Source organism: Pseudoalteromonas sp. 2CM36K (genome assembly GCF_023161865.1).
In the GTDB taxonomy this organism is placed as follows: domain Bacteria; phylum Pseudomonadota; class Gammaproteobacteria; order Enterobacterales; family Alteromonadaceae; genus Pseudoalteromonas; species Pseudoalteromonas tetraodonis.
This window is the reverse complement of record NZ_JALNTK010000003.1, coordinates 49,820-65,691: the sequence shown is the minus strand read 5'-3', so window position 1 is coordinate 65,691 and position 15,872 is coordinate 49,820. Positions and strand designations below refer to the sequence as shown.

Genomic DNA, 15,872 nt, shown 5'->3' with positions numbered 1-15,872 from the left:
GCATAGTATGGCTACATCGAATAGCCGAGCACGTGGCTATTATTTTGACACCGATTTAGGGTTTAAACCCAAAGAAGGTATTTATGGCTAAAGCAAGTAATTACACCTCTAAAACACCAGATGAAAATGGCGTTATACATTGGAGCGATGAAGAAAATAAAATTTGGTCTGAGCTTGTAGCACGCCAACTTGCGTGCATTGAAGGCAAAGCCTGTGACGAGTACATGGAAGGGTTGAAAAAAATCAACCTGCCTCATGACCGTATCCCACAGCTTAGTGAGCTAAACGAAGTCCTATTAGCAACCACAGGTTGGCAAGTTGCACCTGTGCCTGCACTTATCGATTTTGATGAGTTTTTTAGGTTACTCGCTAACAAGCAATTTCCTGTAGCGACCTTTATTCGTAGCCGTGAAGAATTTGACTATTTACAAGAGCCCGATATTTTTCATGAGATATTTGGTCACTGTGCCATGCTAACCAATCCTGACTTTGCTGAATTTACCCATAAGTACGGGCAACTAGGTTACGCGGCAGAGAAAAAAGATCGCGTTTATTTAGCACGCATGTACTGGTTTACCGTTGAGTTTGGTTTGATGCAAACCGAAAAAGGATTACGTATTTACGGCGGTGGTATTTTATCAAGCCCAGGGGAAACCCAATACGTGTATTCAGATACACCAGAGATAAACTCAATGAATGTATTAGATGTACTGCGTACACCGTACCGTATAGATATTATGCAACCATTGTATTATACGATTAATTCGATTCATGATCTGTTTGAAATATCGCAAATGGATATAATGACTTTAGTTGAGCAAGCTAAGGCGCTTGGTTTACATGAGCCGAAATTTCCCCCAAAAGAAAAATTAGCTAGTTAGTTTTTTAATAAAAGTAACACTAGAATTAAGGATTTAAAATGTCTTCATTAAGTGAACAAAAATGTGAAGCCTGTCATGCAGATGCACCAAAAGTATCTGATGCAGAATTGGCTGAATTAATTAAAAAAATCCCTGATTGGGTGCCGGAAGTACGCGACGGTATTATGCAATTAGAGCGCGTTTATAAGTTTAAAAACTTTAAGCAGGCCATTGCATTTACTAATAAAGTTGGCGATATGGCTGAAGACGAAGGCCATCACCCTGGTCTATTAACCGAATGGGGTAAAGTAACTGTTACTTGGTGGAGCCATTCAATTAAAGGTTTGCATAAAAACGATTTTATTTGTGCTGCTAAAACAGATGACGTATTTAACGCGCTGTAATTAATTATATTTGAGTAAATAAAAAGGCACTTTACAGTGCCTTTTTTATTTTTAATTACCGTTTTACCAATATTGACTGCATCCGTTAAGCTTTATCGGTATTTAACATGTCATCATGTTCGGCCATATCCCAAGGAAGTTCGCCTGGACTATTACCTAGAAAGTGTAAGTAGTTCTCAAACTGATCAAGAATATCTTTCACAATATCATCTTCACTGTAGCCATAAACATCGTATGACAGACCACCACGACGTAAAAACACGTCGGCCTTATAATACATTTCATTATTATCATTATCTGGCCGCAGCTCTGAGTAAGCAAAGCTCGGCATAGGGTGCTCGGTAAGGCGAATATCATAAACAAAATCCACATGCTCATGACGTAGTACAGTTAAATGAGCGCGTCCTAAATCAGTATCAAATTCGACCACGGCATGCCATTGTCGAGATTTCAATTCTGCTTGTACGGCTTTCATTGCCTCAACTACTACACTGCCAATAAAAGTATGTACTTTTTCTTTATTAGGGTAATTAACCATAGCCGCTAAACGGCGTTTCCAATGGGATAGATCGATATTACGACCATTAAGTGAATGTGCTTGTAGACTGGTATCGCGATGGCCTTCAATTTTTAGAGCTCGCCAAAGCCCGGCAGTGGCAATTAACATAATAACAGCAAAGGGTAAGGCACTGGCTATGGTCATGGTTTGCAGTGCACTAAGTCCGCCTGCCACTAATAAGACAGCCGCCACAGCACCTTCTAGTACCGCCCAAAACACGCGTTGCCAAGCCGGCGTATTGATATTTCCACCAGAGGCGAGTGAATCAATGACTAAAGAGCCAGAATCAGATGATGTAACAAAAAAAGTTATGATCAGAATTACGGTGAGCAGTGAAATGAAAAATGACAGTGGTAACACTTCAAATAATTGAAATAACGCCACGGCATGATTTGCTTGTACATCACCAATGAGCGTATCAAAGCCTTCATTCATTATTAAATTCAGTGCTGTATCGCCAAACACTGAGAACCATAAAAAAGTAAAAATAGTAGGAACTAACATTACGCCAACAACAAATTGTCTGATGGTTCTGCCGCGGCTAATTTTTGCGATAAACATCCCGACAAACGGCGCCCACGCAATCGTCCAGCCAAATATAAATAAAGTCCAGTTACCAATCCAATCACTGCGACTATAAGCTTGTAAATTAAAAGTACGCTCAACAATACCGCTTAGGTAGCTGCCGGTATTTTGTAAAAATGATTCTAAGATGTGAATAGTTGGGCCAATGAAAAACACAAAAGCCATTAGTGAAACCGCTAAGGTCATATTCACAATTGATAATCTCTTAACCCCTTTATCCATACCGGCAACTACTGAGAGCGTAGCTGCGGCAGTAATAACGGCAATGGTCGTAATTTGCACTGTGGTATTAATAGGGATGTTTGGCCATAAGTAATGTAGGCCTGCATTTATTTGGGTCACCGAAAGCCCTAGTGTAGTAGCAATACCAAATAAAGTACCTAATATGGCAAACACATCCACAGTATGGCCGATTGGGCCATAAATTTTATCGCCAATAAGTGGATACAAGGCAGAGCGAATAGACAGTGGTAAGCCATGGCGAAATGCAAAATAAGCAAGCACTAAACCAACAATTCCATAGATGGCCCAAATATGAAATCCCCAATGGAAAAAGGCAATTTGCATTGCCTGCTTGGCGGCATCAACGGTTTCAGCCGCCCCAGATGGCGGGGATGCGTAATGCAGCACAGGTTCAGCAACACCAAAGTAAAGCAGTGCCACGCCATAACCGGCAGAAAAGAGCATGGCAAACCATTCACCAAAGCTGTATTGTGGCTGTGCATGATCGGGGCCTAATTTTATATTCCCCCAACTAGAAGCCGCGACCGAGACAATAAATACCAAGAAAATAGCGACAGACAACATATAAAACCAGCCAAAGGTTTCTGTTATCCACGCAAGGGCAACACTAAATGCCTGACCAGCGAGTTCAGGGTTACTACTTGTACCAATTACCAAAAGTAGAATAATAAATACTGCAGGCAAAAATACGGGTAGCAAAATGGTTGAGCGTAAAGCAGTTTTTGTCATATTAATCCTTAATATTAATTGCTAACTTTCAAGTATGCCTAACTACCTTATTATAAATTCACTATGGTTGGCTAATTTTGCAGCTTAAAAACGACACTTTTTTAAATTAAAGTTAATATTTACAGCAGATTGGTTTTAAAAAAGAAAGTAAGTGAAATTTGATATAGGAGTGTTAATGCCGCTGTTTTAGAGGGGGATAGACTTTTACATGCTAAGGACTAAATCGAGTCTTAGCGTTTCCAATCACATTGCTTTACCAGCTCAAACCAAGGGCTGGTAAAGTCCTTAGCGACAATAGAAGCGGGTAAGGTTACAGCTACATCTAGTTTGTTGGCTAAATAGCGTGCGACCAGTTGTTTCATTTTATCACTTTCTAATTGCTCATAAGCTGTTTGTAACTGTTGTTTGTCTTTTTGGCTTATAAAACCACCGGTCAAATTTTTGTAGCCTATTTCAAGCCAAAGAAGTAATGCTTGTTTTGCTTCGTTGGGAAAGGCATGGGTTAATGTGGCTGTTGGGCTATAGAGTCGCTCAAAGTTAATTTGCTGCTCTTGAATCAAAAAAACCATTAATAAATTAAGTCCGGTTGAGATTTGCCCCGCGCGTTTATCAATGTTTTGGTTATTACTTAATGCACTTCTAAAATAGCGCTCAGCTTCGGGTATGTTGCCCTCATCTAGGGCTAAATAACCTAAGTTACTCTCTATCAATGCGGTTACATTGGGAAGCTGTAATTGTGTGGTGATTTTATGGCTATCAAGGTACAAGGCACGCGCTTTTGCAAAGTCATCTTGCGAGCGAGCAACCAATGCTATGCTGTTGGTGAGTGTTAGCCGTTGACGAGCGTTTTGCGCATATTTGTAAGCACATTTAAATGAATATTGGGCATCGTCTAAATATTCTGCATGGCGAAGCCATATTCCCAAGGCACTCATAATGGTGGTCAGCTTTTGTTTGAAATAGTCAGTTTGATGATGCTGAAATATTGCTTCAATCGATGTATAAAGCTTGTCATAGTGACTTGTAGGTACTGCTGTACGGGCATAGATAAGGTGCCAGCGAATAAATAATTCTGGCGGCATGAGTTGTAACCCTGTGAGGTTTTCTAAAATAGTAATAGATTGAGCTGGATTAACAGTAAGATAATCTTCGGCTTCATCTAATTTTTTTTCAAAGGTATTAAAGTCATTAGCAAAGAGGTGTTTTGAACATAATAATATCAACCAACTTATTACAAAAAGCCGCAACAACGTAACCTCGACAATCGAACTATGCGTCAATTCATTATAGTTGTAGGCATCTAACAAAGCAACGCCATTAAAGGGTACAGGTTTGTGAGAAAGTATTTTAAAATCACTAAAAAAGCCCTAAAGCTATACAAGCTTAGGGCTTTTTCTGTATGTAATTAAATTTTAGCGAATACACATTAACTTAATGTGTCGTTGGGTTTCGTTTTATTCAACCCAAGCTACGTTTAACATCAACCTGCTTAGCGCTAACAGCTAAAAACTTACAGCTGCTCTTAATCATCAATCGAGCGCAGTAGGGCATTAATGCCCACTTTTTCGCGAGTTTGTTTGTCTACTTTTTTCACAATAATAGCCGCATACAAGCTATGGCTGCCATCTTTTGAAGGTAGAGCACCTGGAACCACAACTGCGCCGGCAGGTACGCGGCCATAGTGAATTTCACCGGTTTCACGGTCGTAAATACGGGTACTTTGGCTGATGTAAACACCCATTGAAATAACGGCGCCTTCTTCAACAATTACGCCTTCAACAATTTCTGAACGTGCGCCAATAAAACAGTTGTCTTCAATGATGGTAGGATTTGCTTGTAACGGCTCTAAAACGCCGCCTATGCCTACGCCGCCAGATAAGTGTACATTCTTACCAATTTGAGCACATGAGCCCACTGTCGCCCATGTATCAACCATGGTGCCATCGTCAACAAATGCACCGATGTTTACGTACGATGGCATTAATACGACATTTTTACCTACAAAGCTGCCTTTACGAGCAACGGCGTTGGGTACGACACGCATGCCGCCTTGCTGAAATTGCTCGGGCGTGTAGTCGCTAAATTTAAGCGGTACTTTATCGTAAAATTGGTTTACGCCGTCGTTCACTGGCTGATTTTCACGAATTCTAAATGAAAGTAGTACTGCTTTTTTAAGCCACTGGTGAACAACCCATTCGCCTGAAATTTTCTCTGCAACGCGAGCAGCGCCGCTATCTAATAGCTCAAGCGCATCTATAATCGCTTGTTTAACATCGCTTGATACTGTAGCAGGGCTAATGCTGTCGCGGTTATCCCACGCATTTTCAATCATGGTTTTTAAATCTGACATAGTGTCCTCTTATTCAATTTCGGCGTTGAGTTTTTTACGTAATGCCTGATGAATTTTTGCTTGCTCTTCATCAGTGAGCGCTTGATATTCGTTATTTGATACCACAAAGAAATCTTCTGCACGTTCGCCTACCGTGGTAATACGTGCGGCATGTATGTGGAGTAAGTAAGCTTGAAAAACCTCGGCTATTTTAGTTAATAGTCCAGGTATATCAACCGCTTGAATTTCTATTAAGCTACGATCCTTACGAGGATGCGGGCGCAGTACAATTTTAGGTTTAATATTAAAGTCTTTAAAACGCTGTGATCGGCTCTTTTTAAAGCGTATTTTTTTACGTGGATCATTAAGCGCTTGCTCTAATCCGCGTTTAATCGATTGTGCGCGGCTACTGGCAATCGGCTCGCCGTTAACTTCTAAAATAACAAAGTTGAACAGTACGTAGCCATCTTTGGTGGTCAGTACTTGGGCGTGCTGAATTTGCGCTTTTTTAGAGCCAATAACACTAACCAGTCGAGCAAAGAGCGCACCTGAATAGGGGCTATAAGCAAACACTTGGGTACCGCCATGCATCGCTTTATTAGAAACGATAACACTGGGCTGGCTTAAATCAGTGCACTTGAGTAAGTGCTCAGTATGCCAAGAAATTTGTTGCTCACTAAAAGCGGTAAAGTAATTTGCTTTAAAACGGCTCCAAATTAAGTCAATTTGCTCCTCGTGATAATGCAAATTAAGCAGGCGTTGCTTAGCTTGGTGCTTTTTATCACGAATTTGGTCGCGTTGATCCATCGGGTTTTCAAGCCCAAGGCGCAAGGCGCGCTGTGTGTGCAAATAAAGCTCGCGCAGCAGCGTGTTTTTCCAGTCATTCCATAGGTTGTCATTGGTGGCTCGAATATCAGCCACGGTTAAACAATAGAGGTAATCGAGTTGGCGTTCGGTTTTTACTCGCGATGCAAAATCTTTTATTACATCGGGGTCGTTAATATCTTTACGTTGCGCAGTTACCGACATAAGTAAGTGGTTGCTTACCAACCACGCTATGAGCTTACCATCTGAAGAAGCAAAACCATGCAGCTTTGAAAACGTTATGGCATCAACAGCGCCCAGCTCTGAGTGATCTCCTCCTCGCCCCTTAGCAATATCATGAAAAATACCAGCCAAATACAGTAATTCGGGTTTATCCATGCGCGTGACTATTTCACTGCAAATTGGAAATTCACTAATGCTGGTTTTATCGAAGTATTGGTAAATATTATTAATTAATTTATGGGTATGTTCATCTACGGTATAGGCATGAAACAAATCAAACTGCATTTGGCCAAAAATATTGCGCCACTGCGGAAGGTAAGCTGCAATCATGCCGTGCTTATGCATTAGCGTAAACGCACGGCCCATGCCGTTAGGGTGCTTTATAATACGTAAAAAAGCTTCGCGGCACGCGGCATAATCTTGTAAGTCACCTAATAAGCGACGACGTACTTGGCGGATAGTTCGAATAGTGCTTGGGTATATATGGGTAATTTCTGGGTGATCAGCAATGTGCTCAAATAATACAAAAAGTTGGTCACGCCTAAAAAATACTGACGGACTTTTTACCCGAATTTGATGGCCAACGCGTTCAAAATTACGATCAAGTTCTTCAACAGTGGCTTGGCTGCTGTCTGGTGAAATACTTTGCTCAAAGTACGAAAGTAGCATTTGATTAAGTTCACGAACCCGGCTCATTATTCTGAACAAGCGTTTCATCATGCGCTCAACAGAGGCTTTTCCATCACTACCAAAACCCAAAATTTCAGCCGCTTGCGGTTGGTGATCGAATAATAAACGGTTTTCTGAGCGACCTGCGGCTAAATGCAAAGCAAAGCGAATATTCCATAAATTTTCAAGGCACTCTAACAGTTCTTGGTATTCTTCGTGAGTTAGGTAGCCGTGATTTATCAGCTCTTGCAGGGTTTCGGCTCTAAAGTGTTTTTTTGCAACCCAAATAATGGTTTGTAAGTCGCGCAGCCCGCCTGGATTTTCTTTTATATTAGGCTCTAAATTATAAGCCGTACCATGACATTTTTTGTGGCGTAAATTTTGCTCTTGTACTTTTGCAACAAAGAACTCTCCAGAGCCCCATACAGGCCTTTCGATGAGGTGACTTTTGAGCTTTTCGAATTCAATATGGTTGCCGAAAATTAATCGGCTTTCTAGTAGGCTGGTGGCAAAGGTAACATCTTCACGTTTTTGCTCTATGGCTTGTTCAATGGTGCGTACACTGTGACCTATTTCTAAATTAAGATCCCACAGCATAGTGACAAACTGGCCAATTTTTTCGCAAATATCGTCATTGGGTTGCTGGGTAACAAGCAGTAAAAAGTCAATGTCGGAGTAGGGATGAAGTTCACCGCGACCATAACCTCCTACAGCAATTAAAGCGAGATCTGGCTCGTGGGCTAAATCGAAAACATGAAAGAGTTTAATCAGTAACCGGTCTATAAATTCTGCACGGGCGTTTATTAGATTACCAACGGGTTGTTTTGAGAATTCATTATGCAACCATTTATAAAAATAGGCGGAGCAATCGCGGTATTCGCTAAGTTGCTGAGCATCATTAAGCAACTTTTTTACTTTGTTAGGTAATGCCACTTAGGCTGGCTCCTATGTATGGACTGCATTATAAGTCTTGGATTAAGTTATTTTTATACTGTGTTTGCTGCAAAGGGAATAAATCATGTTATTTCCCTTTGCAACAAACCACTTAATCTGTGAACAGGCTAAAGCCTGCTTAGTATCATGATTAAGCGCACACTAAGATTAGTGCTCGATGATTCTATCGATAGTATCATCTGATCGTAGTGTTAAAATTTCAACACCATTTTCAGTTACCAGTAAGGTATGTTCCCACTGAGCTGATAAACTACGGTCTTTTGTTACCACAGTCCAGTCGTCTTTTAGTAATTTACATTGGCGTTTGCCTGCATTGACCATGGGCTCGATTGTTAAACACATACCGGCTTTTAATGTTTCGCCTGTACCTGGTTTTCCGTAGTGCATTACCTGTGGTTCTTCATGAAATTCACTGCCAATACCGTGCCCACAGTATTCACGTACGATAGAGTAATTAAAGCTCTCTGCATATTTTTGAATAGCTGCACCAATATCACCAAGGCGAACACCCGGTTTTACCATTTTAATGGCAAGGTAAAGGCTTTCTTGAGTCACTTCTGCAAGGCGTTTGCCTTGAATGTTAGGTGTGCCAACATGGAACATTTTTGAAGTATCACCATGGTAACCATCTTTAATAACAGTAATATCAATATTGACACTGTCACCGTCTTTTAATGCTTTGTCGTTCGGAATTCCGTGACAAATTACATGATTTACCGAGGTACAAATTGATTTTGGAAAACCATGATAATTAAGAGGAGCAGGAACGGCATCTTGCACATTAACAATATAATCATGACAAATTGTATTTAGCTCATCGGTGGTGATACCTGGTACCACATGTGGTTCGATCATTTCTAGCACATCAGCAGCCAAACGGCCGGCTACACGCATTTTCTCGATTTCTTCAGGGGTCTTAATCACAGCGCTCATTGAGGCTCCAAAGTTGCGTTTTTAGATGATTATCGTCGCACAATTTTTGCACGAGACGTTGAGTATTTAATTTTAATATGGTATAAAGCGCGCCGTCTTTTTACAAATAAATTCTTAAATGATTTTTTGTATTTAAGGCAAACACAATTTTATTTTAACACACACACGTATCGTCACATACACTTGGGTGCATTTCAGTTTCATTTAACTGCGGTGTTGGTGCTATGGGATATGTGGAGGCCTAACCCTAAACAACTTAGAGGATTTACAAAATGGCAAACGTTTCAATGCGCGATATGCTTCAAGCTGGTGTTCACTTTGGTCACCAAGCACGTTACTGGAACCCTAAGATGAAGCCTTTCATCTTCGGCGCACGTAACCGTGTACATATCATCAACCTTGAGCAAACTGTACCAATGTTCAACACTGCACTTAAGTTTTTATCTGGTGCTGCTGCAAACAAAGGTAAAGTTCTTTTCGTTGGTACTAAGCGCGCAGCAAGCGAAGCAGTAAAAGAAGCTGCTTTACAAAGCGATCAATTCTTCGTTAACCACCGTTGGTTAGGCGGCATGTTGACTAACTGGAAAACAGTTCGTCAATCAATCAAGCGTCTTAAAGACCTTGAAGCTCAAAGCCAAGACGGTACTTTCGAGAAGTTAACTAAGAAAGAAGCGTTAATGCTTACTCGTGAAATGGACAAGCTTGAAAAAAGCCTTGGTGGTATTAAAAACATGGGTGGCCTTCCAGACGCTATCTTTGTAATCGATGCTGACCACGAGCACATTGCTATCCGTGAAGCTAACAACCTAGGTATCCCAGTTGTTGCAATCGTTGATACTAACTCTAACCCAGACGGTGTTGATTACATCGTACCTGGTAACGATGATGCTATCCGTGCAATCAACCTTTACACTAGTGCTGTTGCAGCTGCGATCACTGAAGGCCGTGAGAGTAACATCGTTGCTCAAGCTGAAAAAGATGACTTCGTAGAAGCTGAGTAATTAGCTGTCATCAAGTCTTCATCTTCTAAAGGTGAAGACTTGCTATTCTTGTGGAGCGGGTAACCCGCTTATCTAAACCTGATTTCAGATTTGAGGATTTACTAATGGCTGTAACTACTGCCCTAGTTAAAGAATTACGCGAGCGTACTGGCGCTGGCATGATGGATTGTAAAAAAGCGTTAACTGAGACTGATGGTGACATCGAGTTAGCGATTGAAAACATGCGTAAGAGCGGTGCTGCAAAGGCTGCTAAAAAAGCAGGTAACATCGCTGCTGAAGGTACTATCATCATCAAGCAAAACGCGGGTGTTGCAGTACTTGTAGAAGTTAACTGTCAAACTGACTTCGTAGCTAAAGATGCAAGCTTCTTAGCGTTTGCTAATAAAGTTGCAGATGCTGCTATTGCTGACACTTCATCTATCGAAGACTTACAAGCTAAGTTTGAAGAAGATCGTGTTGAGCTAGTAACTAAAATTGGTGAAAACATCAATGTACGTCGTCTTCAGTACATCACTGGTGAGCAACTAGTTGAGTACCGTCACGGCGAGCGTATTGGTGTTGTTGTTGCAGGTGTTGCTGATGAAGAAACACTTAAGCACGTTGCAATGCACGTTGCTGCTTCAAACCCAGACTACCTAACGCCAGATGATGTACCTGCTGATGTTGTTGAAAAAGAAAAGCAAGTACAAATCGACATCGCGATGAATGAAGGCAAGCCTGCTGAAATCGCTGAGAAGATGGTTGTTGGTCGTATGAAAAAATTCACTGGTGAGGTTTCTCTTACTGGTCAAGCTTTCATCATGGAACCTAAAAAGTCTGTTGGCGAAATTCTTAAAGAGAAAAACGCAACAGTTACTGGCTTTGTACGTATGGAAGTTGGTGCAGGTATCGAGAAGAAAGAAGAAGATTTTGCTGCTGAAGTTGCTGCTCAAATTGCAGCTGCTAAAGCTAAGTAAGATTAGCTATTTGTGATGCCAAAGGAAAATACATGCAATTAAAGTACTATTTGCTTTTGCGTCACGCTTAGAAATTCTTTAAAATAACCGCGCTTTTATGTTTAACATAAGCGCGGTTATTTTTTATCCATAATTCAATAAAAGTTGGCCCCAAAACTATGACTATCAATCGCAAACCTATTTTTAGACGTGTTCTTCTCAAATTAAGTGGTGAAGCTTTAATGGGAGACGAAGGCTTCGGCATCGACCCTAAAGTTTTAGATCGTATGGCACAAGAAATTAAAGAGCTCGTAGAACTCGACGTAGAAGTGGGTTTAGTTATTGGTGGCGGTAACTTTTTACGTGGTGGCTCACTAGCCGAAGCGGGTATGAACCGCGTTGTTGGCGACCACATGGGAATGCTTGCAACTGTGATGAATGGTCTTGCTATGCGTGATGCGTTGCACCGTGCATTTGTAAATTGCCGTTTAATGTCAGCCATTCCTTTAAATGGCGTATGTGATGCGTATAACTGGGCAGAAGCCATTAGCTTATTAAAAACAGGTCGTGTAGTTATTTTTGCAGCTGGTACGGGTAACCCGTTCTTCACAACTGACTCTGCAGCGTGTTTACGTGGCATTGAAATTGAAGCTGACACAGTAATTAAAGCAACCAAAGTAGATGGTGTATTTAGCGATGATCCGGTTAAAAACCCAGATGCGACACTTTACCGTCACTTAAGCTACAATGAAATTATTGATAAAGAACTAAAAGTAATGGATTTAGCGGCATTTACATTAGCTCGCGACCATAATATGCCATTGAGCGTATTTAATATGAATAAATCAGGCGCATTAAAACGCGTAATAATGGGTGAAGAAGAAGGAACCCTTATTTCTTCACAAGCCTCAGATGAAGTTAGTAACTAGATTAGGATTAAACCGTGATTAACGATATTCAAAAAGATGCGCAAGCGCGCATGCAAAAAAGTGTAGCAGCACTTGGTAGTCAATTATCTAAAATTCGTACTGGCCGTGCTCATCCTGCAATTTTAGACGGCATCATGGTGTCGTACTACGGCGCACCAACACCGTTAAACCAAGTTGCAAATGTAACAATTGAAGACTCACGTACATTGGCTATTGGTGTATTTGATAAGTCATTAGCGCAAGCTGTTGAAAAAGCCATTATGGCATCTGACCTTGGTTTAAATCCAATGTCTGCAGGTACAGTGATCCGTGTACCACTTCCTCCATTGACTGAAGAACGTCGTAAAGATTTAATTAAAATCGTACGTGGTGAAGTAGAAAGCGGTCGTGTTGCTATTCGTAACATTCGTCGTGATGCAAATGGCGATATTAAAAACTTATTAAAAGATAAAGACATCTCTGAAGATGAAGCGCGTCAAGCTGAAGATGCTATCCAAAAAATCACTGATAAGTTTATCAAAGAAATGGATACGCAACTAACAGCGAAAGAAGCTGAGTTGATGGAAATCTAATTGCTAATCTAGGCTCGGATTAACAGCTTTACTAAAGTAACTAAGTCGTTGTTTATATGCCTTCGCACTTAACTTTAATTGTTTGATTTTAAAGGGTAGCAGATTGTGTTTACTCTTTACTATTGGCTCGATTATCAGTAAATACAAGGTTGTTAGCTGTATAATTATTTGCTTTATGTAGATTTATTATCACGGGTACAGGTTAAAATTATTAGTTTTGAAACGCCGTCTGGGGTATACTAGGCGGCGTTTTTTTATGGAATACACAAAATTTATGGTTCTAGACGCTGATACAATTTCACAGCAATGTTTACCTAAACATGTTGCCATCATCATGGATGGGAACGGGCGTTGGGCACAAGCTAGAAATAGACCTCGTGTATATGGGCATAAAAAAGGCGTGGATGCAGTTCGTCAATCCGTGCAGTTTTGTACTAAATTAGGAATACAATCGTTAACCTTATTTGCTTTTAGTAGTGAAAACTGGCGCCGCCCTGAAGACGAAGTAAATACACTTATGGAGCTTTTTTTATTTGTACTGAGTAAAGAAGTTAAAAAGCTACAAAAAAATAACGTAAAACTAACCATCATTGGAGATTTATCTCGATTCTCTGAAAGCTTGCGCGCTAAAGTACATACAGCTCAAGAACTAACAGCGAACAATACCGGGCTGCACTTAAATGTTGCGGCAAATTACGGTGGTCGCTGGGATATGACTCACGCTGCTAAGCAAGTTGCTTTACAAGTAGCGAATGGAGAAATTGACCCAGCAGATATTACAGAAGAACATATTGCACAGCATATGAGTATGGCAGATCAAGCTCAGCCTGATTTATTGATCCGTACCGGTGGCGATGTCAGAATTAGTAACTTTTTACTTTGGCAGGCAGCCTACGCTGAACTTTATTTCACAAATACACTTTGGCCTGATTTTAATGAAGCTGCTTTTGCAGAGGCCATTGCATGTTACGTTGCCAGAGAGCGACGTTTTGGTTGCACGGGCGAACAAATAAAACAATTACTCGCTCAAACCTAAAATAGATTAAGGGTCATCATTTTGTTAAAACAACGTATTTTAACCTCGCTAGTGCTAGCGCCATTAGCACTGGCTTTGGTTTTTTACACCCCACTAACGTTATTTAGTTATTTTGCGGGTGCTATTGTATTAATGGGCGCGTGGGAGTGGTCTGCCTTTATGGGACTATGCGATAAGCCAAAACGTGGCGCCTTTGTATTATTAGTGGCAGTATTACTAGGGTTACTCAATTTGCATTGGCCTATAGAGACTCTATGGCAAAATGGTCAACTTGTAGGCGATGCTAATTACTTATTTACCTTGTCGTTTTCTTGGTGGTTGGTAGCCAGTTATTTAGTGTGGCGTTACCCTGCTATGGCCAAAGGGTGGAACGAAGGGCTTGTGATGCGCGGCATTGCTGGTTTGTTGACCTTAGTACCGCTATGGCTTGCACTTAACACACTGCGTAGTGCGCAATATACTGAATCTACTCACTATGGCTCTGTGCTTATTTTAGTTGTATTAGGCATTGTATGGAGTGCCGATATAGGCGCTTACTTTACAGGTAAAAGTTTTGGTAAACATAAGTTAATGCCTAAAGTTAGTCCAAATAAAACCATAGAAGGCCTCGCAGGTGGCGTGGTTGCTGCGGTGTTATTTGTACTGGCTTTTTGTTATTACACTAACGTTGATACCTCTGTATGGCCTATTTATGCAGTTATGACAGCGTTTATTGCCTTGTTTTCTGCGGTAGGTGATTTACTTGAGAGTATGTTTAAGCGCGAAGCGGGACTTAAAGATAGCGGCAGTTGCTTACCAGGTCACGGTGGTATTTTAGACCGTATTGATAGTTTAACTGCGGCAGCACCGATGTTTGTTATTTGCTTTGCTTGGACGCTTAGCTTATGAGTGCTGTGCAACAACTGGTTATTTTGGGTGCGACGGGGTCGATAGGTCTTAGCACGTTAGATGTTGTTGCAAGAAACCAACAGCAATTTAAAATTTTTGCATTGACCGCAGGACAAAATGCAAAAAAAATGGCTGAACTGTGTATAGCTCACCAGCCTCGTTATGCTGTAATGGCATCTGAATTGGCGGCTAAGCAGCTTTCTGCGCTTTTAAAGCATGAGAGTAAAACACAAGTAATGCATGGCGAGAAAGCCATGAGTGAGCTCTGTGCTCATGGTGATGTTGATACGGTTATGTCAGCGATTGTTGGTGCAGCCGGATTACTCCCTACCTTGAGCGCTGTTGAAGCGGGCAAAAAAGTATTGCTTGCCAACAAAGAGTCACTGGTGATGTCGGGTCAGTTATTCATTGATAAAGTTAAAAAGCATCAAGCAACTTTATTACCCATCGACAGCGAACATAATGCTATTTTTCAGTGTTTACCTGGTGCGTTACAAAATACCCAAGGTGAAGCAAAACTTGAGCATCATGGGGTTAGCAAAATTTTACTAACCGGTTCTGGTGGCCCATTTTTAAACCGTGATATTAATACGCTTGATAGCGTTAGCGTCAATGAAGCGGTTGCTCACCCTAATTGGTCTATGGGGCAAAAAATATCGGTAGACTCAGCTACAATGATGAACAAAGGCTTAGAGTTTATTGAGGCAAAATGGTTATTTAACTGTGATGCAAGCGATATTGATGTGGTGATTCATCCTCAAAGTATTATCCATTCTATGGTGCAATACCAAGATGGCTCTATTTTAGCGCAAATGGGTAACCCTGATATGCGCACCCCGATAGCACATGCACTTGCCTTTCCACAGCGAATTGATGCGGGTGTTAAACCATTAAATTTTTCTGATATTTGTGATTTTTCGTTCACCAAACCTGATTTCTCGCGCTACCCTAATTTAAAATTGGCAATTGCCGCGTGTGATGCGGGACAGGGCGCAACCACTACGGTGAATGCTGCCAATGAAATGGCTGTAAATGCATTTTTGCAGGGGCAAATTAGTTTTACTGATATTTATAAAGTGAATGCGAAAACGTTAGAGGCAGCAAAGTTTACCAATGTGCAAACGCTCGATGAAATTTTAGAGTGTGATCGTTTAGCACGTTTGAGCGCAGCGCAGTTTATAACCAAAGTGGTGCATTAA

14 protein-coding genes are annotated in these 15,872 nt (G+C 41.0%); 9 read left to right on the top strand and 5 right to left on the bottom strand.

Annotation, left to right across the window (positions count from 1 at the left end):
* Window positions 1-83: 83 nt before the first annotated feature.
* Together phhA and MTN97_RS02355 are read left to right on the top strand one after the other, a co-directional pair.
* Window positions 84-881 carry a phenylalanine 4-monooxygenase gene (gene phhA, locus MTN97_RS02360; RefSeq protein ID WP_036981920.1) on the top strand — a complete coding sequence of 266 codons (798 nt, stop codon included), beginning with the start codon at window positions 84-86 and terminating at the stop codon, window positions 879-881.
* A 38-nt stretch (window positions 882-919) separates the two neighbouring features.
* Window positions 920-1,264 carry a 4a-hydroxytetrahydrobiopterin dehydratase gene (locus MTN97_RS02355; RefSeq protein WP_013465435.1) on the top strand — a complete coding sequence of 115 codons (345 nt, stop codon included), beginning with the start codon at window positions 920-922 and terminating at the stop codon, window positions 1,262-1,264.
* An 85-nt stretch (window positions 1,265-1,349) separates the two neighbouring features.
* Here MTN97_RS02355 and MTN97_RS02350 read toward each other — a convergent pair whose 3' ends face one another.
* From MTN97_RS02350 to map, 5 genes are all read right to left on the bottom strand, one after another.
* Window positions 1,350-3,380, bottom strand: coding sequence for a BCCT family transporter (locus MTN97_RS02350; RefSeq protein ID WP_248473589.1), 2,031 nt, complete (start codon window positions 3,378-3,380; stop codon window positions 1,350-1,352).
* A 230-nt stretch (window positions 3,381-3,610) separates the two neighbouring features.
* On the bottom strand, window positions 3,611-4,627 hold the full coding sequence (locus MTN97_RS02345; protein ID WP_248473588.1) for a tetratricopeptide repeat protein: 1,017 nt from the start codon (window positions 4,625-4,627) through the stop codon (window positions 3,611-3,613).
* A gap of 275 nt (window positions 4,628-4,902) precedes the next feature.
* A complete protein-coding gene (gene dapD, locus MTN97_RS02340; protein WP_248473587.1) occupies window positions 4,903-5,730 on the bottom strand; it encodes a 2,3,4,5-tetrahydropyridine-2,6-dicarboxylate N-succinyltransferase in 828 nt (275 codons plus the stop codon).
* A 9-nt stretch (window positions 5,731-5,739) separates the two neighbouring features.
* Window positions 5,740-8,358, bottom strand: coding sequence for a [protein-PII] uridylyltransferase (gene glnD / locus MTN97_RS02335; protein WP_036981926.1), 2,619 nt, complete (start codon window positions 8,356-8,358; stop codon window positions 5,740-5,742).
* 168 nt (window positions 8,359-8,526) lie between these two features.
* Window positions 8,527-9,312 carry a type I methionyl aminopeptidase gene (gene map, locus MTN97_RS02330; RefSeq protein WP_008467527.1) on the bottom strand — a complete coding sequence of 262 codons (786 nt, stop codon included), beginning with the start codon at window positions 9,310-9,312 and terminating at the stop codon, window positions 8,527-8,529.
* Window positions 9,313-9,584: 272 nt separating this feature from the next.
* Between map and rpsB the strand changes: the two genes are divergently transcribed.
* The 7 genes from rpsB (at window position 9,585) to ispC (ending at window position 15,872) form a co-directional block, all read left to right on the top strand.
* A complete protein-coding gene (gene rpsB / locus MTN97_RS02325; RefSeq protein WP_013465430.1) occupies window positions 9,585-10,313 on the top strand; it encodes a 30S ribosomal protein S2 in 729 nt (242 codons plus the stop codon).
* A gap of 104 nt (window positions 10,314-10,417) precedes the next feature.
* Window positions 10,418-11,269: a translation elongation factor Ts gene (gene tsf, locus MTN97_RS02320; RefSeq protein WP_013465429.1), complete on the top strand. Its 852-nt coding sequence runs from the start codon at window positions 10,418-10,420 to the stop codon at window positions 11,267-11,269.
* Between the two features lie 158 nt (window positions 11,270-11,427).
* Window positions 11,428-12,177, top strand: a complete 750-nt coding sequence (gene pyrH, locus MTN97_RS02315) for a UMP kinase (RefSeq protein WP_016899281.1) — start codon at window positions 11,428-11,430, stop codon at window positions 12,175-12,177.
* Between the two features lie 50 nt (window positions 12,178-12,227).
* On the top strand, window positions 12,228-12,749 hold the full coding sequence (gene frr / locus MTN97_RS02310; RefSeq protein WP_215908014.1) for a ribosome recycling factor: 522 nt from the start codon (window positions 12,228-12,230) through the stop codon (window positions 12,747-12,749).
* A gap of 256 nt (window positions 12,750-13,005) precedes the next feature.
* A complete protein-coding gene (locus MTN97_RS02305; protein ID WP_036981930.1) occupies window positions 13,006-13,785 on the top strand; it encodes an isoprenyl transferase in 780 nt (259 codons plus the stop codon).
* 21 nt (window positions 13,786-13,806) lie between these two features.
* Window positions 13,807-14,673 carry a phosphatidate cytidylyltransferase gene (locus MTN97_RS02300; protein ID WP_069438632.1) on the top strand — a complete coding sequence of 289 codons (867 nt, stop codon included), beginning with the start codon at window positions 13,807-13,809 and terminating at the stop codon, window positions 14,671-14,673.
* Complete coding sequence (gene ispC / locus MTN97_RS02295; RefSeq protein ID WP_069438631.1) at window positions 14,670-15,872, top strand: 1-deoxy-D-xylulose-5-phosphate reductoisomerase; 1,203 nt, start codon at window positions 14,670-14,672, stop codon at window positions 15,870-15,872. The genes MTN97_RS02300 and ispC overlap by 4 nt, the downstream gene beginning before the upstream one ends.